The following is an 18,262-nucleotide window of genomic DNA, read 5'->3' on the forward strand; positions in this document are numbered from 1 at the left end:
AACGCATCGCTTGGGCGTCTCGCTCGCAACGCATCACTCAGGCGTCCCGTTCGAAACCCACTAGTGGTTCGCCCGCGTCCCGGCAGACAATGACCGGCACCCGGACCGTCGTCGTGGGGCTCGACGGCGCGAGCTGGCGGCTGCTCGACCCCTGGATCGATGCCGGCGACCTCCCGAACCTCGCCGCACTCCGGGATTCGGGCTCGTGGGCTGAGACCGAGAGTTGCCTCCCACCGGTAACCTTCCCGAACTGGAAGTGCTACTCGTCGGGGAAAGACCCCGGTGGGTTCGGCGTCTTCTGGTTCGAGCACGTCGACCTCGACGAAGGCACGATCACCGTCGCCGACGGCAGCGACTACCACACCGCTGAACTCTGGGACTACCTCGCGGCCGACGGCCGATCGACGGGCGTCGTCAACATGCCGACGATGTACCCGCCACGAGGAATCGACGGCGCGTCGATCGTCGCCGGCGGTCCCGACGCTGTCGAGGGCGAGTACCGCTCGATCTCCGGCGGCTACACCCACCCGCCGGAACTCGAATCCGAGATCGAATCGCGCTTCGACTACCAGGTCCATCCGGACCCCCTGCTCTCCAGCAACGACGAACGTGGGGCCGAGGTCGAGGCGATCCTCGATGTCCTCGAGATGCGCTTCGAGGTCGCGCTGTGGCTGCTCGAGGAGCGCGACCGTGATTTCGTCCACGTCACGCTGTTCTATCTCAACGTCCTCCATCACTTCTTCTGGGACGCGGAGCCGACCCACCGCGCGTGGCAACTCGTCGACGAATATCTCGGTCGCCTGGCGGACATCGACGACCTCAACGTCGTCCTCATGTCCGACCACGGCAGCGCCCCCACCACGACGGAGTTCTACGTCAACGAGTGGCTCGCCGAGCACGGCTATCAGGCCCGGACGGCGACGGTCGACGATACCCTGCGGCGGATCGGCCTCGATCGGGAGACCGCGCTCGGCGTGGCCAAGCGCCTCGGGATCGTCGACGTGCTCGCCACGGTCGTCCCCGAACGCCTCCAGGCACTCGTGCCCCAACAGGCGGGGCTCAAGCGCGATCGCAAGCTCGAAGCGATCGAACTCGACCGGACGAAGGCCGTCGCGAGCGGGCAGGGACCGATCTATCTCAACCCCGCCTTCGACGACGCATCGGTCCGCGAGTCGCTGATGGCCGATCTCCGGGCAGTCGAGGACAGCGAGGGGCCGCTGTTCGACGGCGTCTATCGTGGCGAAGACGTCTATTCCGGCCCCTACGTCGAGGATGCCCCGGAGATCGTCCTCGACATGCGCCCCGGCGTCCACGTCAACGACGGCGTCGGCGGCGGCGAGATCACGGCCGGGCCGGACCGCTGGGCGGCCGAGAACACCCGCCACGGGATCTTCCTCGCGAACGGCCCGGACTTCACCGCCAGCGGGCAACTCGACCGGATCAGCATTCTCGACATGGCCCCGACGCTGCTGGTCGCGGCCGGGTGTGACGTCCCCCGCGACATGACCGGTGACGTCCTCCCGATCGTCGCCGGCGATCCCGACTGGGGCCGGCGTGATCCGATCCGGATCGACGAGGGGGGACGCGGTGAGGCCGGCGAGGAAGTCGCCGACCGCCTCCAGCAACTCGGGTACATGGAGTGAGGGCCGATGGCACTGTTCTGTTGACCGATCTGTTCCGCTATTGTCTCTCGATACGGAAGCCGCTATGATTATAACTACCAAGTAGTATTACTCGGATATGGCAACATCGAGAGACGCGAGTGGCACTGTCAAAACCTATCTCCAGGAGATGGGGCCGTCCTGGGTTGCGGGGGCGATCGCTGCCGGGCCGGCGACGATGGCGAGTCTGATCGCCGCCGGCGCGGGATACGGCTACGACCTCCTATGGGTGGTCGTCCTTTCGGCGTTCGCCGGTGCGTTGGCGCAGTACCTCGCGATGCGACTCGGCCTCCTGACTGAGCGCGGGATCGTCGGCGTCGTCGAGGACCACCTGGGTGAGTCCTGGGCGTGGATCCTGGTTCTCGACGCGGTGATCGCCGCCGGCGTCGCCCAGCTGGTGATCATGAACACCGTCGCCTCGGTCTCGGCGACGATCACCGGGCTGGATGCCGGGATCTGGGGGATCATCTGGGCGGTGATCCTCGCCGTCGGATTGGCTGGGAGTGGCTACCGCTTCGTCGAACTCTTCGCGAAGGTGCTGGTCAGCGCCGTCGTGCTCGCGTTCGTCGCGAGCGTCTTCGTCGTGCCGATCGACCCCGCCGCGGCGGCGAGCGGACTCGTCCCGTCGGTTCCCGGCGGCAGCGCGGCCGTGGCCGCCGCTGTCCTTGGCGGCGCGGTCCACATCACGCTCATCACGATGCACTCCTACACGATGCGCGCCCGCGAATGGACGGCCGACGAGTACGATCTGGCGACCTTCGACGTCGGGATCTCGATGCTCGTGGCCTTCGGTATCTACAGCGTGGCGATCTTCCTCGTGACGGCGAGTGTCCTCTCGGACCCGAACCTCTCGACCGTCGGGGCGGCCGAGGCGCTCGGCCCGCTGGTCGGCGAGCGAGCCGAGGTGCTGTTCCTGCTCGGCCTCGGCGGCGCGGCCGTCTCGACGCTCGGCGGCAACACCATCGTCCCGCCGTTCCTGCTGGCGGACAAACTCGGCTGGGGGACGACTGTCGAGGACTCGCGCTACCGTGGACTGCTCGCCGCCTTCGCCCTGCTGTCGGCCCCCGGCGCGTTCATCGGCGGCGAGGTACTCGGGCAACTGGTGCTCGTCCTCGCGATCGGTACCGTCGGGACGCCCTTTGCGATCGCCGTCGTGCTGTACCTGCTGAACTCCGGGGCCGTCCCGCGGGTGAACTCGCTCCCCGCGAATCTGGCTGGGGTCGCGCTTCTGGCCGTCACCGGCGGACTCGCGGCGAACTTCCTCCGTGAAACGGCCACCATCGAGTTCTTCCGTGAAGCGACCGCCGGGAATGTTGACGTCCTCACCGCCGCGGTGCTTTCCTTCGGCGTGATCCTTTCGATCGCGACTCTCGGGCTGCTCGTGAAGTTCTTCCAGGAACGGGTCGCCGGCACTGTCCCATGACCGACGTCCCGCTGTCGGGATCGACGCTGCTGGTCGGCCCCTCGCAGGTCGGCAAGACGGCAACCACGGCACGGGCGCTGGGTGACTGGCTCGACCGCCACGGCACCGACGGCGTCGTCGTCCTGGAGTTCGCGCCGGAAGTCGAGCGCGACGGGAGAATCCTCGGGGGACGGCTGGACCGCTTCATCGAGATTCCTGACGGTGTTTGGCACGGCGTCCTGGACGCCCACGCCCCCCGGGCGGCGTCCGATTCGGCTGCGGAGGCTGTCACACTGGCCCGCGAGAACGCCGAGCGAGCGCGGCCACTGTTCGAGAACGCGCCTGATCCGCGGGCGGTGTTCGTCAACGATGCGACCATCCCCTTCCAGCACGAGACGAACGATCCCGCGCTGCTGACTGACTACTGCGAGCGCGCCCGCTGTGCCGTCCTCAACGCCCTCGACAGCGACGAACTCGGGACCGAAAACCCGGTGTCCCGACGCGAGCGCGAGGTGCTACTGTCCCTCCGTGAGAGCGTGGACCGGACGATCGACCTGTCCTGACTCCGCCGCTGACGTCCCATCTCCGGCCCTCCGACAGACTGTCCGTATCGCTCATTCGATCAGATAGCGGAACGCCCGAAGCGTGTCGCTGCCGCGGTCGGTCAGCGAGACGCGTGTCGTCCGGCCAGCCTGTTCGCTGTCGACGTATCCGCGCGCTCCGAGCGGGTCGAGAATCCGGGCGTCCAGCCGTCGGTACTGGCCCTTTCGGGAGTCGGCACCGCCCTCGACGAACGGCAGGCCTTCAGCCTCGCCGAAGGCGATGAGGTCGCGTTTGGCGGCCGGACCGTCGCTGTCGAGGAAGTCCATGACCGCCACCTGCTGGCGGTCGGGGCTGTCCATCGGATAGGTCGGGAGTTCCGCGATCTTGGCGACCCCCTCCGCGACGTCGCCGTCGGTCTCGGCGGCGTAGCGCTCCGCGCGGACGTAGTACGGCGTGGCCCCGGTGGCCATGCAGGCTATCATCCCGCCGATCGCCGTCACCTTCGAACCGGACGCGAGGTTGACGTAGACGTCGCTCTCCTCGAACTCGCTGGCAAGGCGGGCGACGGTCCCGATCGAATCGTAGAGGTCGAAGATGTCACAGGCGACGGTCTCGTGGGTGATCCCCGTTGCGTCGAGGCGGTCGCGAACGATGTCGGCGTAGGAGGGATGGTCAGTCTCGTCGGTGTACTGAAGGAGCACGACGCGATCGGCTCGCAGTCGCTCGGCCGGCAGGGCGATCCGGTCGTTCTCGTACCCCACCGGCATCAGGTGCACGCGCTCGGGAACGTCCATGTCCGTGTTCCTCCCCGTGCGCCCTTAACGACTGTGACATAATGACGACACAGTAATGATCGTAACGTCTGTAACGCCATTACTGCCAAGAACTTAACCCCGTACGACGGGCAGCCAGTCGTATGGTGACGGACCTGACTCCCGTTGACGATGAGTTGACCGCGGCGCTGGCGGGCGAGTGCGACCGCCAGCGAGAAACGCTCTCGCTGATCGCCAGCGAGAATTACGCGAGCGACGCCGTCCTGGCCGCCCAGGGGTCGGTGCTGACCAACAAGTACGCCGAAGGCTCGCCCGGCGACCGCTACTACGCGGGCTGTGCGTACGCCGACGAGGTGGAGCAACTGGCGATCGACCGCGCCAGAGCCCTTTTCGATGCCGAACACGCAAACGTCCAGCCCCACTCGGGTACCAGCGCGAATCTGGCAGCCTACCAGGCACTCCTCGAACCCGGCGATACGATCCTCTCGCTTTCGCTCTCTCACGGCGGCCACCTCAGCCACGGCCAGCCCTACACCATGGTGGATGACGTCTACGACGTCGCCCACTACGGCGTCGACGTGGAAACGGGCCGCCTCGATCACGAGCGCGTCCGCGAGCGTGCCGAGGCCGTCGATCCGGACCTGCTGGTCTCGGGCTATTCGGCGTACCCCCGACAGGTCGACTTCGAGGGCATGCAAGCCATCGCCGAGGCGGTCGACGCCGTCCACGTCGCCGACATCGCACACCTCACCGGCCTCGTCGCGGCGGGCGAACACCCCTCCCCAGTCGGCGTCGCCGACGTGGTCACCGGTTCGACCCACAAGACTATCCGGGCCGGCCGCGGCGGGATGATCCTCTGTGGCGAGGCGTACGCTGACGTGATCGATCGGGCCGTCATGCCCGGCACGCAAGGCGGCCCGCTGATGCACAACATCGCCGGCAAAGCAGCCGGGTTCGGCGAGGCACTCGAACCCGAATTCGATGCCGACGCCGCCCAAACCATCGAGAACGCTCGTGCCCTCGCTGCCCGCCTCGCTGACCGCGGGTTCGACCTCGTCTCGGGCGGTACCGACGTCCACTTCGCCTTGGTGGACTTCCGGGAGACCCACCCGGAGCTGACCGGTGCGGTGGCCGAGACCGCGCTGGAGGACGTCGGTATCGTCCTGAACAAGTCGACAGTTCCCGGCGAGGAGCGATCCTCGACAGTCACCAGTGGCATCCGGATCGGTACGCCGGCGATCACGACACGCGGGTTCGACGCCGCGGCGACCCGCCGACTCGCGGACGCCATCGCGGACGTCTGTGACGCGCCCGATGACGACGGCGTCCGCGAGCAGGCACGCGAAACGGTGGCCGATCTCGCCGAAGCCCATCCGATCTATGCCTGAAGAACTGGAGATCCGCCGGTGTCGCCCTGCTGACGCGGTCGCCTCGCTATCACTCGGCGAATTGTGTCGGCAGGAAACGTCCGGACGGAGTCCCACGCGAGCGAAGCGAGCGTGGGGCACGTCCGGGCGTGAACCACAGAGCGAGTGCTGAGCAATGCGAAGCACTCGCGAGGAGTGAACGTCCGGACGGAGTTCAGCGCGAATGAAATGAGCGCTGAGCACGGTCGAACGGAGTTCGACCGGAGATTTGAACTCACTCGTTCCCGTTCGCTCGCTACGCTCGCTCACCTCCCACTCGCTGCTCAAATCTCCGCCTTAGACGCATAACTGGCGCTGGTCGCTCGCTTCGCTCGCGACGTAGCGCCGCAAAATGTAGCGTCCGGACGGAGTCCCACGCGAGCGAAGCGAGCGTGGGGCACGTCCGGGCGTGAACACGGAGCGAGTGCTGAGCAATGCGAAGCACTCGCGAAGAGTGAACGTCCGGACGGAGATTTGAACTCGCCGAGAAATGCTCGCTTCGCTGCGCGTTCCTCGTCTGCTCAAATCTCCGTCGTGTGTTTTCACATTCCGCAGACTCCTCGCTAACGCTCGTCGTCTTGCGGAATGGAAAACGTCCGGACGGAGATTTGAACTCCGGTCCCTGGCTCCGCAAGCCAAGAGGATAGTCCACTACCCTACCCGGACTCGACTCTCTCTACCGCGGTTGCAAATAAAGGGGTTACGATTCACCGACCCATCCGCCGGACGGGACAAACGTTCGTTTGACCCTACGGAAGGCCCTTTTCCCAATCGTCCCTCTCTTCGAACATGAACCGACGCAGATTCCTCCAGATCGGCGCATCGACCGGTGCGATCGGTCTCCTCGCCGGCTGTCTCGGCGGTGCGAGCACCGACAACCCTGACGACACCGATTCGCCGACCGACGAACCGACTGACACACCTGACCCGACGTCCACCCCATCGCCGACCGATTCGGCCTCGAATACCGACGATCGGGAGCACGACTCCGAGGACCGCTCCACCTCGACGCCGGACGACCACGGAGCGGACGACGGATCGAGCGAGATATCGACTCCTGAAGAGGGGACCGGAACCGGAACGCCCGATTCGGGGGCAGCCGAACAGGCCTGGAGCGCCGGTGGCGAGATGAACGGCGTCACCTTCCAGTTCACCTCACACGCACCCAAATGTGGCCTGGGCGAGGACGACGCCGACGTCGAATTCCAGCCCGACGAGGGTCGGATCGTCGTCAAGGGGATCCGCCGTGGGAGCGACCTCTGTAAGCGCGCCCAGCTGGGTGATGTCTCCCACGACACCGACGCCGAACGACTTGCCGTGTCCGTCGACGCTGTCGACCGCGAGGAGTGCGAGGACGGCGGGGTCGGCGGCCAGTGTCTCGTGGACATCCCCTACGAGGCGACCTTTTCCTTCGAGGACGACATTCCATCCGAGGTTGCGATCAGTCACGGCGACCGCTTCGGTATGAGTGCCGCCTACGGCTCTTCGAGTGCGACGCCACCCGAGGAGTGAGGCTTCACGCCCGTCGGAAGGGTGGGGCTCCACACCCGTCCGAACGGTGGGTTCACCGTACCTTTTTAACAGAGAGGGCGACCAGCGTCGTTCATGTCCGTTCACCATTTCGCGAGTGAACCACCCGAAAGCGGTGGGTCGAACTGTCGACGACAACGCTTAAACGGAGCGCAACCCTGGCCTCGGTAGACAGATGGGTGCGATAGAGGACGTATACGCGGATCTCGACGCCGATGTCTCCGAGGACGACTTCAGGGAAGCCGTCGAGGAGAAGGTCGAACAGATGGGGGGACTGGCCGACGAGGAAACAGCGGCGATGCTGATCGCCCACGAACTCACCGAGAACGAGGCCCAGACGGTCGCGGACGTCCAGGCCGGCATGGAGGAGGTCCGGTTTCTGGCGAAGGTGCTTTCGATCGGCGAGTTGCGGACCTTCGAGCGTGATGGCGACGACGAGGACGGCCGCGTGATCAACGTCGAGGCGGCCGACGAGACCGACAGCCTCCGACTGACGTTCTGGGATGGGGAAGCTGTCGCCGTCGACGAGGGGGAAGTCGAAGTCGGCGACGTCCTCCGGGTCAAAGGTCGGCCACAGGAGGGCTACAACGGTCTCGAGGTCAGCGTCGATCAGGCCGAACAGGATCTCGACGCGACGATCGACGTCGAACCCGGTGACGGCGAGACCATCGACGCGCTCACCATGGGCCAGTCGAACGTCACCGTCGAGGGCGTCGTCCTCGACACCGAACCGGTGCGGACGTTCGAGCGCGACGACGGGTCGGAGGGCCGGGTCGCGAATCTCTCGATCGGCGACGAGACCGGCCGCGTCCGGGTGACGCTGTGGGACGACCGCGCCGACCGGGTCGAGGAGATCGACGCCGGTACGACGGTCGAAGTCGTCGACGGCTACGTTCGGGAACGCGACGGCGATCTGGAGGTCCACGTCGGCGAGGAGGGGGCGATCGACGAGCTTGACGATGCCGACGTCGAATACGCGCCGGAGACGACGCCGATCGATGACGTGGAACTGGACGAGACGGTCGACATCGGCGGCGTCGTCCGCTCGACCGATCCGACGCGGACGTTCGACCGCGACGACGGCTCGGAGGGGCAAGTCAAGAACATCCGGATCCAGGACGACACCGACGACATCCGGGTGGCGCTGTGGGGCGAGAAAGCCGACCGCGACCTCGCGCCGGGTGACGAGGTCGTCTGTGCCGACGTCGAGATTCAGGACGGCTGGCAGGACGATCTCGAGGCCTCCGCGGGCTGGGGATCGACGGTCGTCGTCCTCGAGGACGGTGCGTCGATGGCGACGACCCCCGACGCGGACGATGCAGGCACTGCGGGCGAGAACAATGTCCAGGACGCGGGCGCGTCGACCGGGCTCTCGGCGTTCGCAGATGACGGCGAGGGCGGAGAGACAGCGAGCGACGGCACGGGCGGGAGTACTGCGGGTGCGGAAGACGGGACGGCGGACGGCGAGGAGGTCGAGTTCACGGGCACCGTCGTCCAGACGGGCGATCCGGTGATCGTCGACGACGGCGAACAGACCGTCACTGTCGATACGACCGAGTCGGTCCGTCTCGGGGAGGAAGTCACGGTCAGGGGGCGGCGACGCGGCGACGAGATCGAGGCAGAGGAACTGTTTTGAATCGGTCGGCGGCGGGAGGAAACGCTTAAGACGGAAACCGCCCGCTTGTGGCGTATGAGCGTCGAGTTACCGTTTGCTCCCGTCGATTCGATCATCCGGCGAAATGCCGGCGGACTGCGGGTGAGTGCCGAAGCGACCGAAGCCCTCACCCGTCGTATCCAGTCTCGGGGGGCAACGTTGGCCGCCGACGCCGCCGAGGCGGCCAGCGCGGACGGACGGAAGACGCTGATGGCGATGGACTTCGGGGTCGGGGAGGTACCGGAGAAGGATGCACTCGAACTCCCGATCGCGCCGGTCGATCGCATCGCACGCCTCGACATCGACGACCGGTATCGGGTCGCAATGGATGCACGGATCGCGCTGGCGTCGATCCTGGAGCGCGAGGCCGACGACGTCGCCGCGGCGGCGTCGTTACTGGCCGAGCATGCCGGCCGCCGAACCGTTAAGGCGGAGGACGTCGAACTCTACGCCCAACTGACTCACTACGTTGAATGAAGTTTGGTTACCGCGAAATCTGCCTCGAACACGACACCGGCAGTCGGCATCCGGAGAGTCCCGACCGACTGCGTGCGATACAGCGGACCCTCGCCGATTCGGCGAACGTCGAGTACGTTCCCGCCACTGCCATTCCTCGTGACGCTATCTGGGCCGTCCACGATCACGACTATCTGGAAGATGTCAGGCAGTTCTGTGCCAACGGGGGCGGGAACTGGGACGCCGACACTGTCGCCGTCGAGGCGACCTGGGATGCGGCGGTGGCGAGTGCCACGCTTGCCGCGTGGGCCGCAGACGAAGCACTCGAGGGTGCCGACGGTTGCGAGACGCCGTTCTCGCTGGGTCGACCGCCGGGTCATCACGCCGTCGAAGACGACGCGATGGGTTTTTGCTTTCTCAACAACGCCGCAATCGCGGCCGAACATGCACTTCGACGGGACGGCGTCGACCGGGTGGCGATACTCGACTGGGATGTCCACCACGGCAACGGCACGCAGGACATCTTTTACGACCGCAGTGACGTGTACTACGCCTCGTTCCACGAGGAGGGTCTGTACCCCGGGACGGGCGACGTCGGGGAGACCGGTGCCGACGCGGGGCGCGGACGCACCCTGAACGTGCCGTTCCCGTCGGGGAGTGGTGACGCAGATTACCTCGCCGTCCACCGGGAGGTCGTCGCCCCCGAGTTCGAGAACTTCGAGCCGGATCTCATCATCGTCAGTGCAGGGTTCGACGCTCACGAGAACGATCCGATCTCCCGGATGCTGGTCTCGACGGCCGGGTACGGCGTGCTCGCGGAACGCGTCCACGAACTTGCCGACCGGATCGACGCTGGGCTGGCGTTCGTTCTGGAAGGCGGCTATGGCCTCGAAACACTCTCGGCCGGCGTTCGCGAGATCCACGAGGTACTCAACGGCGAGCACGCCGACTCGATCGAACCGGCACCCACCGATGGCGGCCAGAACGTGCTCGATTCGCTGGTGTATCAGGGCTTCGGGTCGAGATAGCCAGCCAGTTCCCGCCCGAATGACTCGGCGAGCGTCCCGACGGCAGCCCCGACCAGCACTGTGTGCGTGGTTTCGAGGGTGCTCTCGACGTCCGTGCCGAGTGCGACGTCGAAGATCGCGTCGCTTTCCAGCAGCTCGGTCGCGGTGTGGTATTCTCGTTCACGTTCGACCACGTACCGCTCCTCGCTCACGAACGGGCCGTAGACGCCGGAATCGGCGTACTTCTCGTAGAAGCCATCGGCGTGCTCGCGGACGTGGACGGGTGGTCCGACGTGCCGTTCGACCGCGGGCCGTTCGGCGACTTCGAGCTCGAAGAGGAGCACTGCATGTTCCCCGGCAAAGGCGGCCGCGCGCAACACGTCGAAGCCGTGACGGTCGAGCAGCCCGCGGATACCATCGAGTGACTTCTCCAGCTGTGGGTAGAGGTCGTCCTCGACGAGATCGGGTGTCTCGAAGGTCACGGCGACGGGCGTCGTCCCGCGCTCGTCGAACGCCGCTCGGACTGCCTCCGGGTCGAGTGGGTCGGGGTCGACGGGTTCGAACAGCGACTCGCGTGGTTCGGCGAGCAGTTCGCGGGCGTAGTGCTGGAAGCGCGCGAGGTTCGCCGTCGAGAGCGCCGCGGCGACGTTGCGCTCGGGATCGGTCGGGTCGATCACCACGAGATCGTCGTCGAACGTGGCGGTCCCGTGCGTTTCCGGATCGAAGCGGACGGGCGGGTGCCATTCGGCCGCGGCCTCGACGAGCGACCGGAAGCCGCCGTGTTCGAGCACCAGCAACTCGGTCAAATAGCCCGAGAACCCCTGGGTTCGGAGGTCGCTCCCGTAGACGCCGATCCCCTTGAGGAAGGCCTTCGTGAGCCGGACGTCGTCGGCGAGGTCGTCGTCGAGGCGGGCCTGCAGGTACTCGGTGTGAAACGGCGTTCGATCGACGGCCGACTGGATCGCGGTCGCATCCTCGACGTCGTAGCAGGGGACTAGATCGACGTCGTAGCCGTCGACTTCACCGACGACGTAGGGGTGTTCGGCGTATTCCTCGTGGCCGTCAGGGAGGACCGCGTGGCCGATATCGAGGCCGACTGCTTCGAGTTTCTCGCGGTCGACAGCGGTTGGGAACCGGACGAAGACGTCGACGTCGCGGTCGCCGGCGATCCAGGTGTTCCGGGCGGTGGAGCCGACGAGCATGACATCGCCGTCGATCCCGCGTTCTTCCAGGGCCGCCTCGGCCCGGCCGATCACCTCGTGGGCCGCCTGCTCGAGGCGTTCGCGTTCGGCGTCGGTGGGTTCGACCCGTCGTCGAACCGCCCGGAGAACGCCCGAAAGCTCCTCAGACATACAGAAACCGTACCGGCAGGAACGGGAAAGCGTATCGATGCGTCGCGACCGCCATCCGGCGACCGGACGAAAGCGAAAGCCCTATCAAATAACTCCGACTACCCTGGAATGCCTGCCGCCGTAGCTCAGATGGTAGAGCACCACGCTGTTAACGTGGTTGTCCCAGGTTCGAGTCCTGGCGGCGGCGTGAATTTCTGTGAAATTCACGGCACGTCAGAGCTTGCTCTGACGGCGACGTAAAATCGCGAAGCGATTTTCCGGCCCACGAGAACTGCGTAGCAGTTCTCGGGACGGCGTCTCTTGACGATTCTGCGAGGCGTTTCATCGCCGAGCGATAGCTATCGTCAAGGACGGCGTACCCCAGAGTCGAACACGGAAGTCGCAGCCCGGGAAGCGAGCGTCAGCGAGTGACCCGGAACGTCTTGCATCGGTTCGAGTCCTGGCGGCAGGCTTCCGGAGAGCGACGCATTCAACTCGGGACGGCGTGTGCATGTAGCTATGGTCGGACCGCCGCGGTACAAACTGGCAGACACTGCCCAGCAGATCGTCGGTGGGTTCCTGCTCGCGGGGCCGTTCGTCGTGACCGAGGAGGTCTGGACGCTGGCCGACGGGATGAGCTGGTTTCACGGCCTGGCGACGGCCGTCCTCGTCGCCGTCATCGGCTACGGCGCGCTCTACCAGGCCGACGACGACCGCGACCCGGATACCGAAGCGGAGGTTGCTGGACTGCCACTCCGGTTTCTCTCGCTCATCTCGGTCGCCTTTGGTTCGGTCGCACTGCTGGCGATCCTGCTCAACGCGCCCGCGTCGTTCTTGGAGGGCATGGGACGGATGGAACAACTCGAAGTGACGCTGCGGGTGGTCAGCGTCGGCGCGATCTTCAGCGTCGTCGGGGCGGCGACCGCCGATAGCGTCTTCTGATTGCGGTATGCAGCATGCTTAAGTCGATCGCCGCCCCCAGAACGGGCAGAGATGGACTACACCCTGGCGATCGACGACGCGCCGGAGACCGTCCCTGGCGGGACGAGCATCCTGTTGATTCATCCGAGCACTGGCGAAACTGACCGCGTCGATACTGACTTTCTCTCGACCGATACCGACCATTTCCTGGTCGTCTCGACGCGCACGACCGCCCGGGAAGTGTCCCAGAAGATCGAACACTACGAGGTCGACGAGCGGAAGGCGACGATCCTCGACGCGCTCTCGGTCGAACGCGGATACACCCGCCGCCGGAGCGACGACGTCCGGTACGTTTCCGCGCCCGATGACTTCGACGGGATCGTCGCCGAGACCCGCGAGTTCCTCTCGACGACCGAGGGGAAGCGACGGATCAGCGTCGACTCCCTGACCGAGATGCTGTACTACGCTGACGAACCGCAAACGACGGCCGCTGTCGAACAGTTGCTCGCCTTGTTGGCCGACCACGACGCAGTCGGGTTGTTCCACCTCGCGCGCGGCGTCCACGACGAAGATCGACTCGACCGGTTCCGGTCGCTGTTCGACGGCGTCATCGAACTGGAGACGGACGGATCGATGACGGCCTCGTTTTGACCGGACCCGGTAAGAACGGCCGAAAAGTACGATAAATCGTGAGGATTGGTAACTTTTATCACACCACCAACAGTTAAGGGTACGAGTGAGAAACAACAAGTCGTATGCCGCATTGCCAGAACTGCGGTGCGTTCGTAACCGCCGCATACGCACGCGTTTTTACGCCGAACGGAGTTGATCAGCCCCGGGTCTGTCCGCAGTGCGAGGACAAGATCCGTGACGGAGCCGACGTGCGGGAGGCGCGGTCGACCCGGCGTGGATAAGCCCTCCTGTCCGTGTTCCGCGTTCCCGCCACCTTCCCTCCAGTGCCCTCATCCCTGGGTTCGGGTGACGATCTCCCGTGCCTCTTCGAAGACAGTATTGGCGCGCTCCGGGTCACGCGCTTCGGCCGTGATACGGATGAGGGGCTGTGTCCCACTCGCTCTGAGCAGGAACCAGGCGTCACCCAGGTCCACGCGGACACCATCCAGCGTGGTGACGTCGTCGTACTCCGCCTGGACACGTTCGTGGATGCGTTCCATCACCGCGGCTTTCTCCGTCACTGAGACGCTGTCCCGGTGGATCGGGTACGCCTCGATGTCGTCAACGCGATCGGCGAGCGGGCGCTCGGCCGCGAGCTCGACCAGTTTTGCGGCCGCGAGCGGGCCATCGGGACACAGTGCCTGGGCGGGCCAGATCCACGCGCCGCTGGGTTCGCCGCCGAACGCGACGCCGGGTTCACTGGCCCGCTCGGCTACGGAGACGTCGCCGACCCGTGTGCGAACAACGTCGATGTCGTCGGCCGCGAGGTAATCGTCGACGGCCAGGCTGGTGTTGACCGGGGCGGCGACCGTCTCGCCGGGGTCAGCCGCGTCGCGCGCCAGAATCGCCAGCAGGGTATCCCCGCTGAGGAACTCGCCGTCTTCCGTGACGGCGCGCAGTCGGTCGGCGTCCCCGTCGTGGGCGATCCCGAGTCGCCCAGTCTCCCGAGCCAGCGCCGTCAGGGACTCACAGTTCTCGGCCGTCGGTTCGCTGGGTCGTCCCGGGAAGGCCCCGTCCGGCTGGGCGTTGAGCGTCTCGACGTCACACCCCACCTGGGTGAGGGCCTCGACGCTGACGCCACCGGCACCGTTGCCGAGGTCGACGACGACATCCGGCGGCGAGGTGACGGACACGGCATCAAGGATGGCCTCGACGTGGGCGTCGGCGCCGTCTCGTCGGCGTCGCGTTCCGAGATCGTCCCACGCGACGAGATCGAACGCCTCGGACTCGATCCGGTCGGCGACAGTGTTCTGTCGAGCCGTATCGAACGCCTGGGTCGTCGGCTGCCAGAGCTTGATGCCGTTGTCCGCTGGCGGGTTGTGGCTGGCCGTGATCACGACGCCGGCGTCGCCATCCTCGCCACGAACGGCGCGCGCGACGGTCGGCGTCGCCGCCACGCCGAGGTCGATCACGTCGGTGCCTGATTCACGCAGCCCCGCGGTCAGCGCATCCAGCAGGAACCGCCCGCTCTCACGCGGATCCCGACCGACGACGACGCGGTCGGCGTCGATTCCCAGCGCCCGTCCCACAGACAGTGCAAGATCGGCCGTGACCGTCTCTCCAACCGGGCCACGGATACCGCTCGTTCCGAACATACGTTTGTTCTCGCCGACCGGTCCCAAAAAGACTCGGTCAGGACAGTTCAACGCTGAGTGGCGTCACCGCCACGCCTCGGTGTTGTCCTCTTCCTGGAGTTCGCCCTTGGCCTGTCGTGACCCCGGCCAGAACGTGACCACGATGACGAGCGCGTAGCATACGCCGACGAGTCCCAGGACGACTTCGCCGGGAATCCTGCCGATCGAGGCGGCCCCGATCGGCCCCGACGTGGGATCGCCGAACACCGTGAGTCGGATCAGCCAGGCGGCGAGCAGCACAGACAAAAGCGGGGTATACACCCGCGCGAGTCGCCTGGAGACCGCTTCGATCGGTGGCGTTTTGATCGTCGGCTCCCGGAGATCGTCACTCAGGAGTTCGCGCCAGTTGGGTTGCTCTGTCCCTTCCGGATCGAGCGCGTTAGCAAACACGTTCTCCTCCAACAGGCGCACCCGCGATCGCCAGACATCGTAGATACGATATCGCCGCGCCTCGATACCCAGAAAGACGACCAGCATGCCCATACCGACGAGCAGAATATAGTGCGGGCGGGTCTCCGCCGAGAATGCCCAGGTGAGCAGGGATGCAGTCAGGACGACCGCCCAGTTCGTCGTCCGATCGATTCGGGTTCGCCAGGACGTCGTCCGGCCGAGTTCTCCCCGATAGGTGTGGCCCATCAGCGAGAGGAAGTCGGATCTGTCGCGGGCGGCTTCCCCTGCCACTTCCCGCTTTTCGGGCGATTCTGGGTCGAAATCCTTCGGGGGTCCGGACATGTCTCCCGGTTCAGGCGAGCGGCTCGTAAAACTACCCGTCGACACTGCCGATGCTCTATCGGATCAGTTGGTCAGAAACGAAAACCGCGGATGCGACGACCTTACAGGTCGCGCGGCTGGACGGTCTTGCGGTCGTTCTCCTCGGCACGTCGCGCTGCGTCGGCGAGCAGCTCCTCGACCTCGTCGTCGAGGGCAGCGTAGAAGTCCGAGGCAACGTTCATGTCATCGAGCTCTTCCTTGACGGCGGCTTTGACGATTAGGTCTGCCATACAGGGTTGTGTTCCACAGGATCATTTATAAGCGTTCCCAATTCTACCCGCTCTCGGGACGGTTAGACGGGTTTGAGACCCGCCTGGAAGGTCAAAGGGGGTCTCCGTGTGGGACAGTCGAGTGTGCGATCCGCACACGGAATCGATGCCTAAGAGTACCCTGGCCCCGGAATGTGTCGCATGCGAGAGATCCTCGAAGCCCTCGAAGACGGCGATATCAGCGTCGAGGCGGCCGAAGCCGAACTTCGCGGGTATGCCAGCAACGACGGTGGTCGCTTCGACGCGGCACGCGAGGTCCGGGGTGGCGTTCCGGAAGCGATCCTCGGCGACGGCAAGACGCCCGCCGAGGTCGCCGCCCTCGCGGCGACGGCCGTCGAGACGACCGGCCGCGTCATCGCCACCCGCGTCACGGGGGCGCAGGTCGCGGCGATCCGCCGTCGACTGGCGGCGGACCACCCCGGCACGACGATCCGCTGGCGCGAGCGCTCGAACGTGGTGGTCGGCCACGCCCCCGACTTCGAACCGCCGCGACTTGAGGCCGACGTCGGGATCGTCACCGCCGGGACATCGGACGCCGTTCCCGCGGGCGAGGCGGCCGCGATTGTCGGCGAAATGGGGGCTCGCGTCGGGCGGATCGACGACGTCGGCGTCGCCGGCATCGCCCGCCTGCTCGACCGCCTCGATGACATTCGGGCCCATGACGTGATCATCGTCGCCGCCGGCCGGGAGGGCGCACTGCCAACCGTCGTCGCCGGCCTGGTCGATGTGCCAGTGATCGGGCTCCCGGTCTCGACGGGGTACGGCCAGGGTGGCGACGGCGAGGCGGCCGCCCTCGGGATGTTGCAGTCCTGTACCGCACTCACGACCGTCAACGTCGACGCCGGCTTCACCGCCGGTGCCCAGGCCGGCCTGATTGCCCGGCAACTTGACGCGGCCCGCGGCAAGCGTCCCTGAGTTCCCACTGTTCATGTTTGTGGATCACATACATGTCATAACGGGACACACTCCCGACGGTCTCACATGCCAAGATGCGATCACTGCGGCGAACACGTCTCCGACCAGTTCGAACGCGTCTTCGCGGACGCTAACGGTCGATTACGTGCCTGCCCCTCCTGTTCGTCCCACGCCGGCATCGCCGAAACCGCCAAGGAACGCGCTCCCGACACGTGAGGGGGCTGGCAGATGACGGACCCCGACGCCGATCACTACGTGTACGTTCTGTGGTGTGCTGACGACACGCTGTATACTGGTTATACCACCGATCCGGCGCGTCGCGTCCGCGAACACAACGACGGCGAGGGCGCGAAGTACACCCGCGGTCGGACGCCGGTCGAACTCGTCCATCTGGAGACGTTCGAGACGAAATCGGCCGCGATGTCCCGCGAATACGCGATCAAGCAACTGTCGCGTGGCGAGAAGGAACAACTTGTCGACGGGCCAGTTCCGGATCTGGCGTGAACGATCACGTTTCATCCCATCACGAACGCTGACCCGGCGTGAGACGAACGGGTTTTGCCGATCCCCCTCCGAATACGCGTATGAGCGTCGGCGACGCCTTCGACCAGTGGGCTGAGCAGGGGAAGGACCGCGGCATGGAACAACGACACTGGCACACGGCCAAGCACGCACTCGGCCGGATGCCGGTCGAGGACGGCGACGTGGTGCTCGATCTGGGCTGTGGGAGCGGGTACGCCGCCCGCGCGCTTCGAGCCGCCGGCGGGGCCGGGCGCGCCTACGGCCTCGATCGCTCGCCACAGATGGCGCGAAACGCCCGCGAGTACACCGACGACGCGGCTGTCGGGTTCCTGGTCGGGGACTTCCAGCACCTGCCCTTTGGGACCGACAGCGTCGATCACGCCTTCTCGATGGAGGCCATCTACTACGCTCCCGATCCCGTCGAAGCGCTTCGTGAACTCCGTCGCGTCCTGCGATCGGGCGGGACCTTCTACTGTGCAGTCGATTACGTCGCGGACAACCCCCACACCGCCGAGTGGGACGAGTACGTCGACGTCGCCATGACCCGGTGGTCGCGGGCGGAGTACCGCGAGGCCTTCCGGGAGGCCGGGTTTCACGTTGCCGAGCAGGAGGCGATCCCCGACGAGGAGGTCGAGATCCCGCCCGCCGCGGAGTTTCCGACCGAGGACTGGAAGACCCGCGAGGCGATGGTCGAGCACTTCCGCGAGCACGGCACGCTGCTGACTGTCGGCGTCGTGCCCTGAGCGTGTCGGCTCACGGGTGGGGAAAGGTCTTTGCCGCCCCCGCCCGGCCTCC

At 66.2% G+C, this 18,262-nt stretch carries 20 protein-coding genes and 2 tRNA genes; 16 read left to right on the forward strand and 6 right to left on the reverse strand.

Going from position 1 to position 18,262, the window contains the following annotated elements; translation table 11 throughout:
• The first annotated feature begins 89 nt into the window (after window positions 1–89).
• The 3 genes from HUTA_RS10960 (at window position 90) to HUTA_RS10970 (ending at window position 3,626) form a co-directional block, all read left to right on the forward strand.
• The gene (locus HUTA_RS10960) at window positions 90–1,643 is read left to right on the forward strand and encodes an alkaline phosphatase family protein (protein ID WP_015789978.1); all 1,554 of its coding nucleotides are present in this window, start codon (window positions 90–92) and stop codon (window positions 1,641–1,643) included.
• Window positions 1,644–1,740: 97 nt separating this feature from the next.
• On the forward strand, window positions 1,741–3,084 hold the full coding sequence (locus tag HUTA_RS10965) for an NRAMP family divalent metal transporter (protein ID WP_015789979.1): 1,344 nt from the start codon (window positions 1,741–1,743) through the stop codon (window positions 3,082–3,084).
• Window positions 3,081–3,626, forward strand: coding sequence for a hypothetical protein (locus HUTA_RS10970; RefSeq protein ID WP_015789980.1), 546 nt, complete (start codon window positions 3,081–3,083; stop codon window positions 3,624–3,626). Before HUTA_RS10965 ends, HUTA_RS10970 begins: the two co-directional genes overlap by 4 nt.
• A 51-nt stretch (window positions 3,627–3,677) precedes the next feature.
• On the opposite strand, the gene HUTA_RS10975 is transcribed toward HUTA_RS10970, so the two are convergent.
• Entirely contained in the window at window positions 3,678–4,400 is a 723-nt protein-coding gene (locus tag HUTA_RS10975) for an HFX_2341 family transcriptional regulator domain-containing protein (protein WP_015789981.1), read from the reverse strand.
• Window positions 4,401–4,522: 122 nt separating this feature from the next.
• Between HUTA_RS10975 and glyA the strand changes: the two genes are divergently transcribed.
• Window positions 4,523–5,767 carry a serine hydroxymethyltransferase gene (glyA, locus tag HUTA_RS10980; protein ID WP_015789982.1) on the forward strand — a complete coding sequence of 415 codons (1,245 nt, stop codon included), beginning with the start codon at window positions 4,523–4,525 and terminating at the stop codon, window positions 5,765–5,767.
• A gap of 611 nt (window positions 5,768–6,378) precedes the next feature.
• Here the strand turns inward: glyA and HUTA_RS10985 are convergent.
• A tRNA-Arg gene (locus HUTA_RS10985) sits at window positions 6,379–6,451 on the reverse strand.
• A 123-nt stretch (window positions 6,452–6,574) separates the two neighbouring features.
• On the opposite strand from HUTA_RS10985, the gene HUTA_RS10990 reads away from it, so the two are divergent.
• The 4 genes from HUTA_RS10990 (at window position 6,575) to HUTA_RS11005 (ending at window position 10,453) form a co-directional block, all read left to right on the forward strand.
• Window positions 6,575–7,297 carry a twin-arginine translocation signal domain-containing protein gene (locus HUTA_RS10990; protein ID WP_015789983.1) on the forward strand — a complete coding sequence of 241 codons (723 nt, stop codon included), beginning with the start codon at window positions 6,575–6,577 and terminating at the stop codon, window positions 7,295–7,297.
• A 193-nt stretch (window positions 7,298–7,490) separates the two neighbouring features.
• Window positions 7,491–8,951 (forward strand): single-stranded DNA binding protein, encoded by a 1,461-nt coding sequence (locus HUTA_RS10995; RefSeq protein WP_015789984.1) that lies wholly within the window; start codon window positions 7,491–7,493, stop codon window positions 8,949–8,951.
• 54 nt (window positions 8,952–9,005) lie between these two features.
• Window positions 9,006–9,446 (forward strand): histone, encoded by a 441-nt coding sequence (locus HUTA_RS16015; RefSeq protein WP_015789985.1) that lies wholly within the window; start codon window positions 9,006–9,008, stop codon window positions 9,444–9,446.
• Window positions 9,443–10,453, forward strand: a complete 1,011-nt coding sequence (locus HUTA_RS11005; RefSeq protein ID WP_015789986.1) for a histone deacetylase family protein — start codon at window positions 9,443–9,445, stop codon at window positions 10,451–10,453. The genes HUTA_RS16015 and HUTA_RS11005 overlap by 4 nt, the downstream gene beginning before the upstream one ends.
• On the opposite strand, the gene cca is transcribed toward HUTA_RS11005, so the two are convergent.
• Entirely contained in the window at window positions 10,432–11,784 is a 1,353-nt protein-coding gene (gene cca, locus HUTA_RS11010; RefSeq protein WP_015789987.1) for a CCA tRNA nucleotidyltransferase, read from the reverse strand. The two genes, HUTA_RS11005 and cca, sit on opposite strands and share 22 nt — an antisense overlap.
• Before the next feature lie 114 nt (window positions 11,785–11,898).
• On the opposite strand from cca, the gene HUTA_RS11015 reads away from it, so the two are divergent.
• The 4 genes from HUTA_RS11015 to HUTA_RS16165 all read left to right on the forward strand — a co-directional run bounded on the left by HUTA_RS11015 (window position 11,899) and on the right by HUTA_RS16165 (window position 13,598).
• Window positions 11,899–11,971: transfer RNA gene (locus tag HUTA_RS11015), tRNA-Asn, on the forward strand.
• Window positions 11,972–12,282: 311 nt separating this feature from the next.
• Entirely contained in the window at window positions 12,283–12,705 is a 423-nt protein-coding gene (locus tag HUTA_RS11020) for a DUF2391 family protein (protein WP_015789988.1), read from the forward strand.
• A gap of 51 nt (window positions 12,706–12,756) precedes the next feature.
• Window positions 12,757–13,335, forward strand: coding sequence for a DUF7090 family protein (locus tag HUTA_RS11025; protein WP_015789989.1), 579 nt, complete (start codon window positions 12,757–12,759; stop codon window positions 13,333–13,335).
• A gap of 104 nt (window positions 13,336–13,439) precedes the next feature.
• Window positions 13,440–13,598 carry a DUF7563 family protein gene (locus HUTA_RS16165; protein ID WP_449404458.1) on the forward strand — a complete coding sequence of 53 codons (159 nt, stop codon included), beginning with the start codon at window positions 13,440–13,442 and terminating at the stop codon, window positions 13,596–13,598.
• 48 nt (window positions 13,599–13,646) lie between these two features.
• On the opposite strand, the gene glmM is transcribed toward HUTA_RS16165, so the two are convergent.
• The 3 genes from glmM to HUTA_RS11040 all read right to left on the reverse strand — a co-directional run bounded on the left by glmM (window position 13,647) and on the right by HUTA_RS11040 (window position 15,991).
• The gene (gene glmM, locus HUTA_RS11030) at window positions 13,647–14,951 is read right to left on the reverse strand and encodes a phosphoglucosamine mutase (RefSeq protein ID WP_015789990.1); all 1,305 of its coding nucleotides are present in this window, start codon (window positions 14,949–14,951) and stop codon (window positions 13,647–13,649) included.
• A 63-nt stretch (window positions 14,952–15,014) separates the two neighbouring features.
• A complete protein-coding gene (locus HUTA_RS11035) occupies window positions 15,015–15,722 on the reverse strand; it encodes a DUF2270 domain-containing protein (protein WP_015789991.1) in 708 nt (235 codons plus the stop codon).
• A gap of 101 nt (window positions 15,723–15,823) precedes the next feature.
• A complete protein-coding gene (locus HUTA_RS11040; protein WP_008528199.1) occupies window positions 15,824–15,991 on the reverse strand; it encodes a DNA-binding protein in 168 nt (55 codons plus the stop codon).
• A gap of 180 nt (window positions 15,992–16,171) precedes the next feature.
• Between HUTA_RS11040 and larB the strand changes: the two genes are divergently transcribed.
• The 4 genes from larB to HUTA_RS11055 all read left to right on the forward strand — a co-directional run bounded on the left by larB (window position 16,172) and on the right by HUTA_RS11055 (window position 18,210).
• Window positions 16,172–16,945, forward strand: a complete 774-nt coding sequence (larB, locus tag HUTA_RS11045; protein ID WP_015789992.1) for a nickel pincer cofactor biosynthesis protein LarB — start codon at window positions 16,172–16,174, stop codon at window positions 16,943–16,945.
• 66 nt (window positions 16,946–17,011) lie between these two features.
• Complete coding sequence (locus HUTA_RS15640; RefSeq protein ID WP_169304898.1) at window positions 17,012–17,161, forward strand: DUF7563 family protein; 150 nt, start codon at window positions 17,012–17,014, stop codon at window positions 17,159–17,161.
• 12 nt (window positions 17,162–17,173) lie between these two features.
• On the forward strand, window positions 17,174–17,449 hold the full coding sequence (locus HUTA_RS11050; RefSeq protein WP_015789993.1) for a GIY-YIG nuclease family protein: 276 nt from the start codon (window positions 17,174–17,176) through the stop codon (window positions 17,447–17,449).
• 80 nt (window positions 17,450–17,529) lie between these two features.
• A complete protein-coding gene (locus HUTA_RS11055; RefSeq protein ID WP_015789994.1) occupies window positions 17,530–18,210 on the forward strand; it encodes a class I SAM-dependent methyltransferase in 681 nt (226 codons plus the stop codon).
• Window positions 18,211–18,262: the final 52 nt, after the last annotated feature.

Source organism: Halorhabdus utahensis DSM 12940, from assembly GCF_000023945.1.
Lineage (GTDB): Archaea > Halobacteriota > Halobacteria > Halobacteriales > Haloarculaceae > Halorhabdus > Halorhabdus utahensis.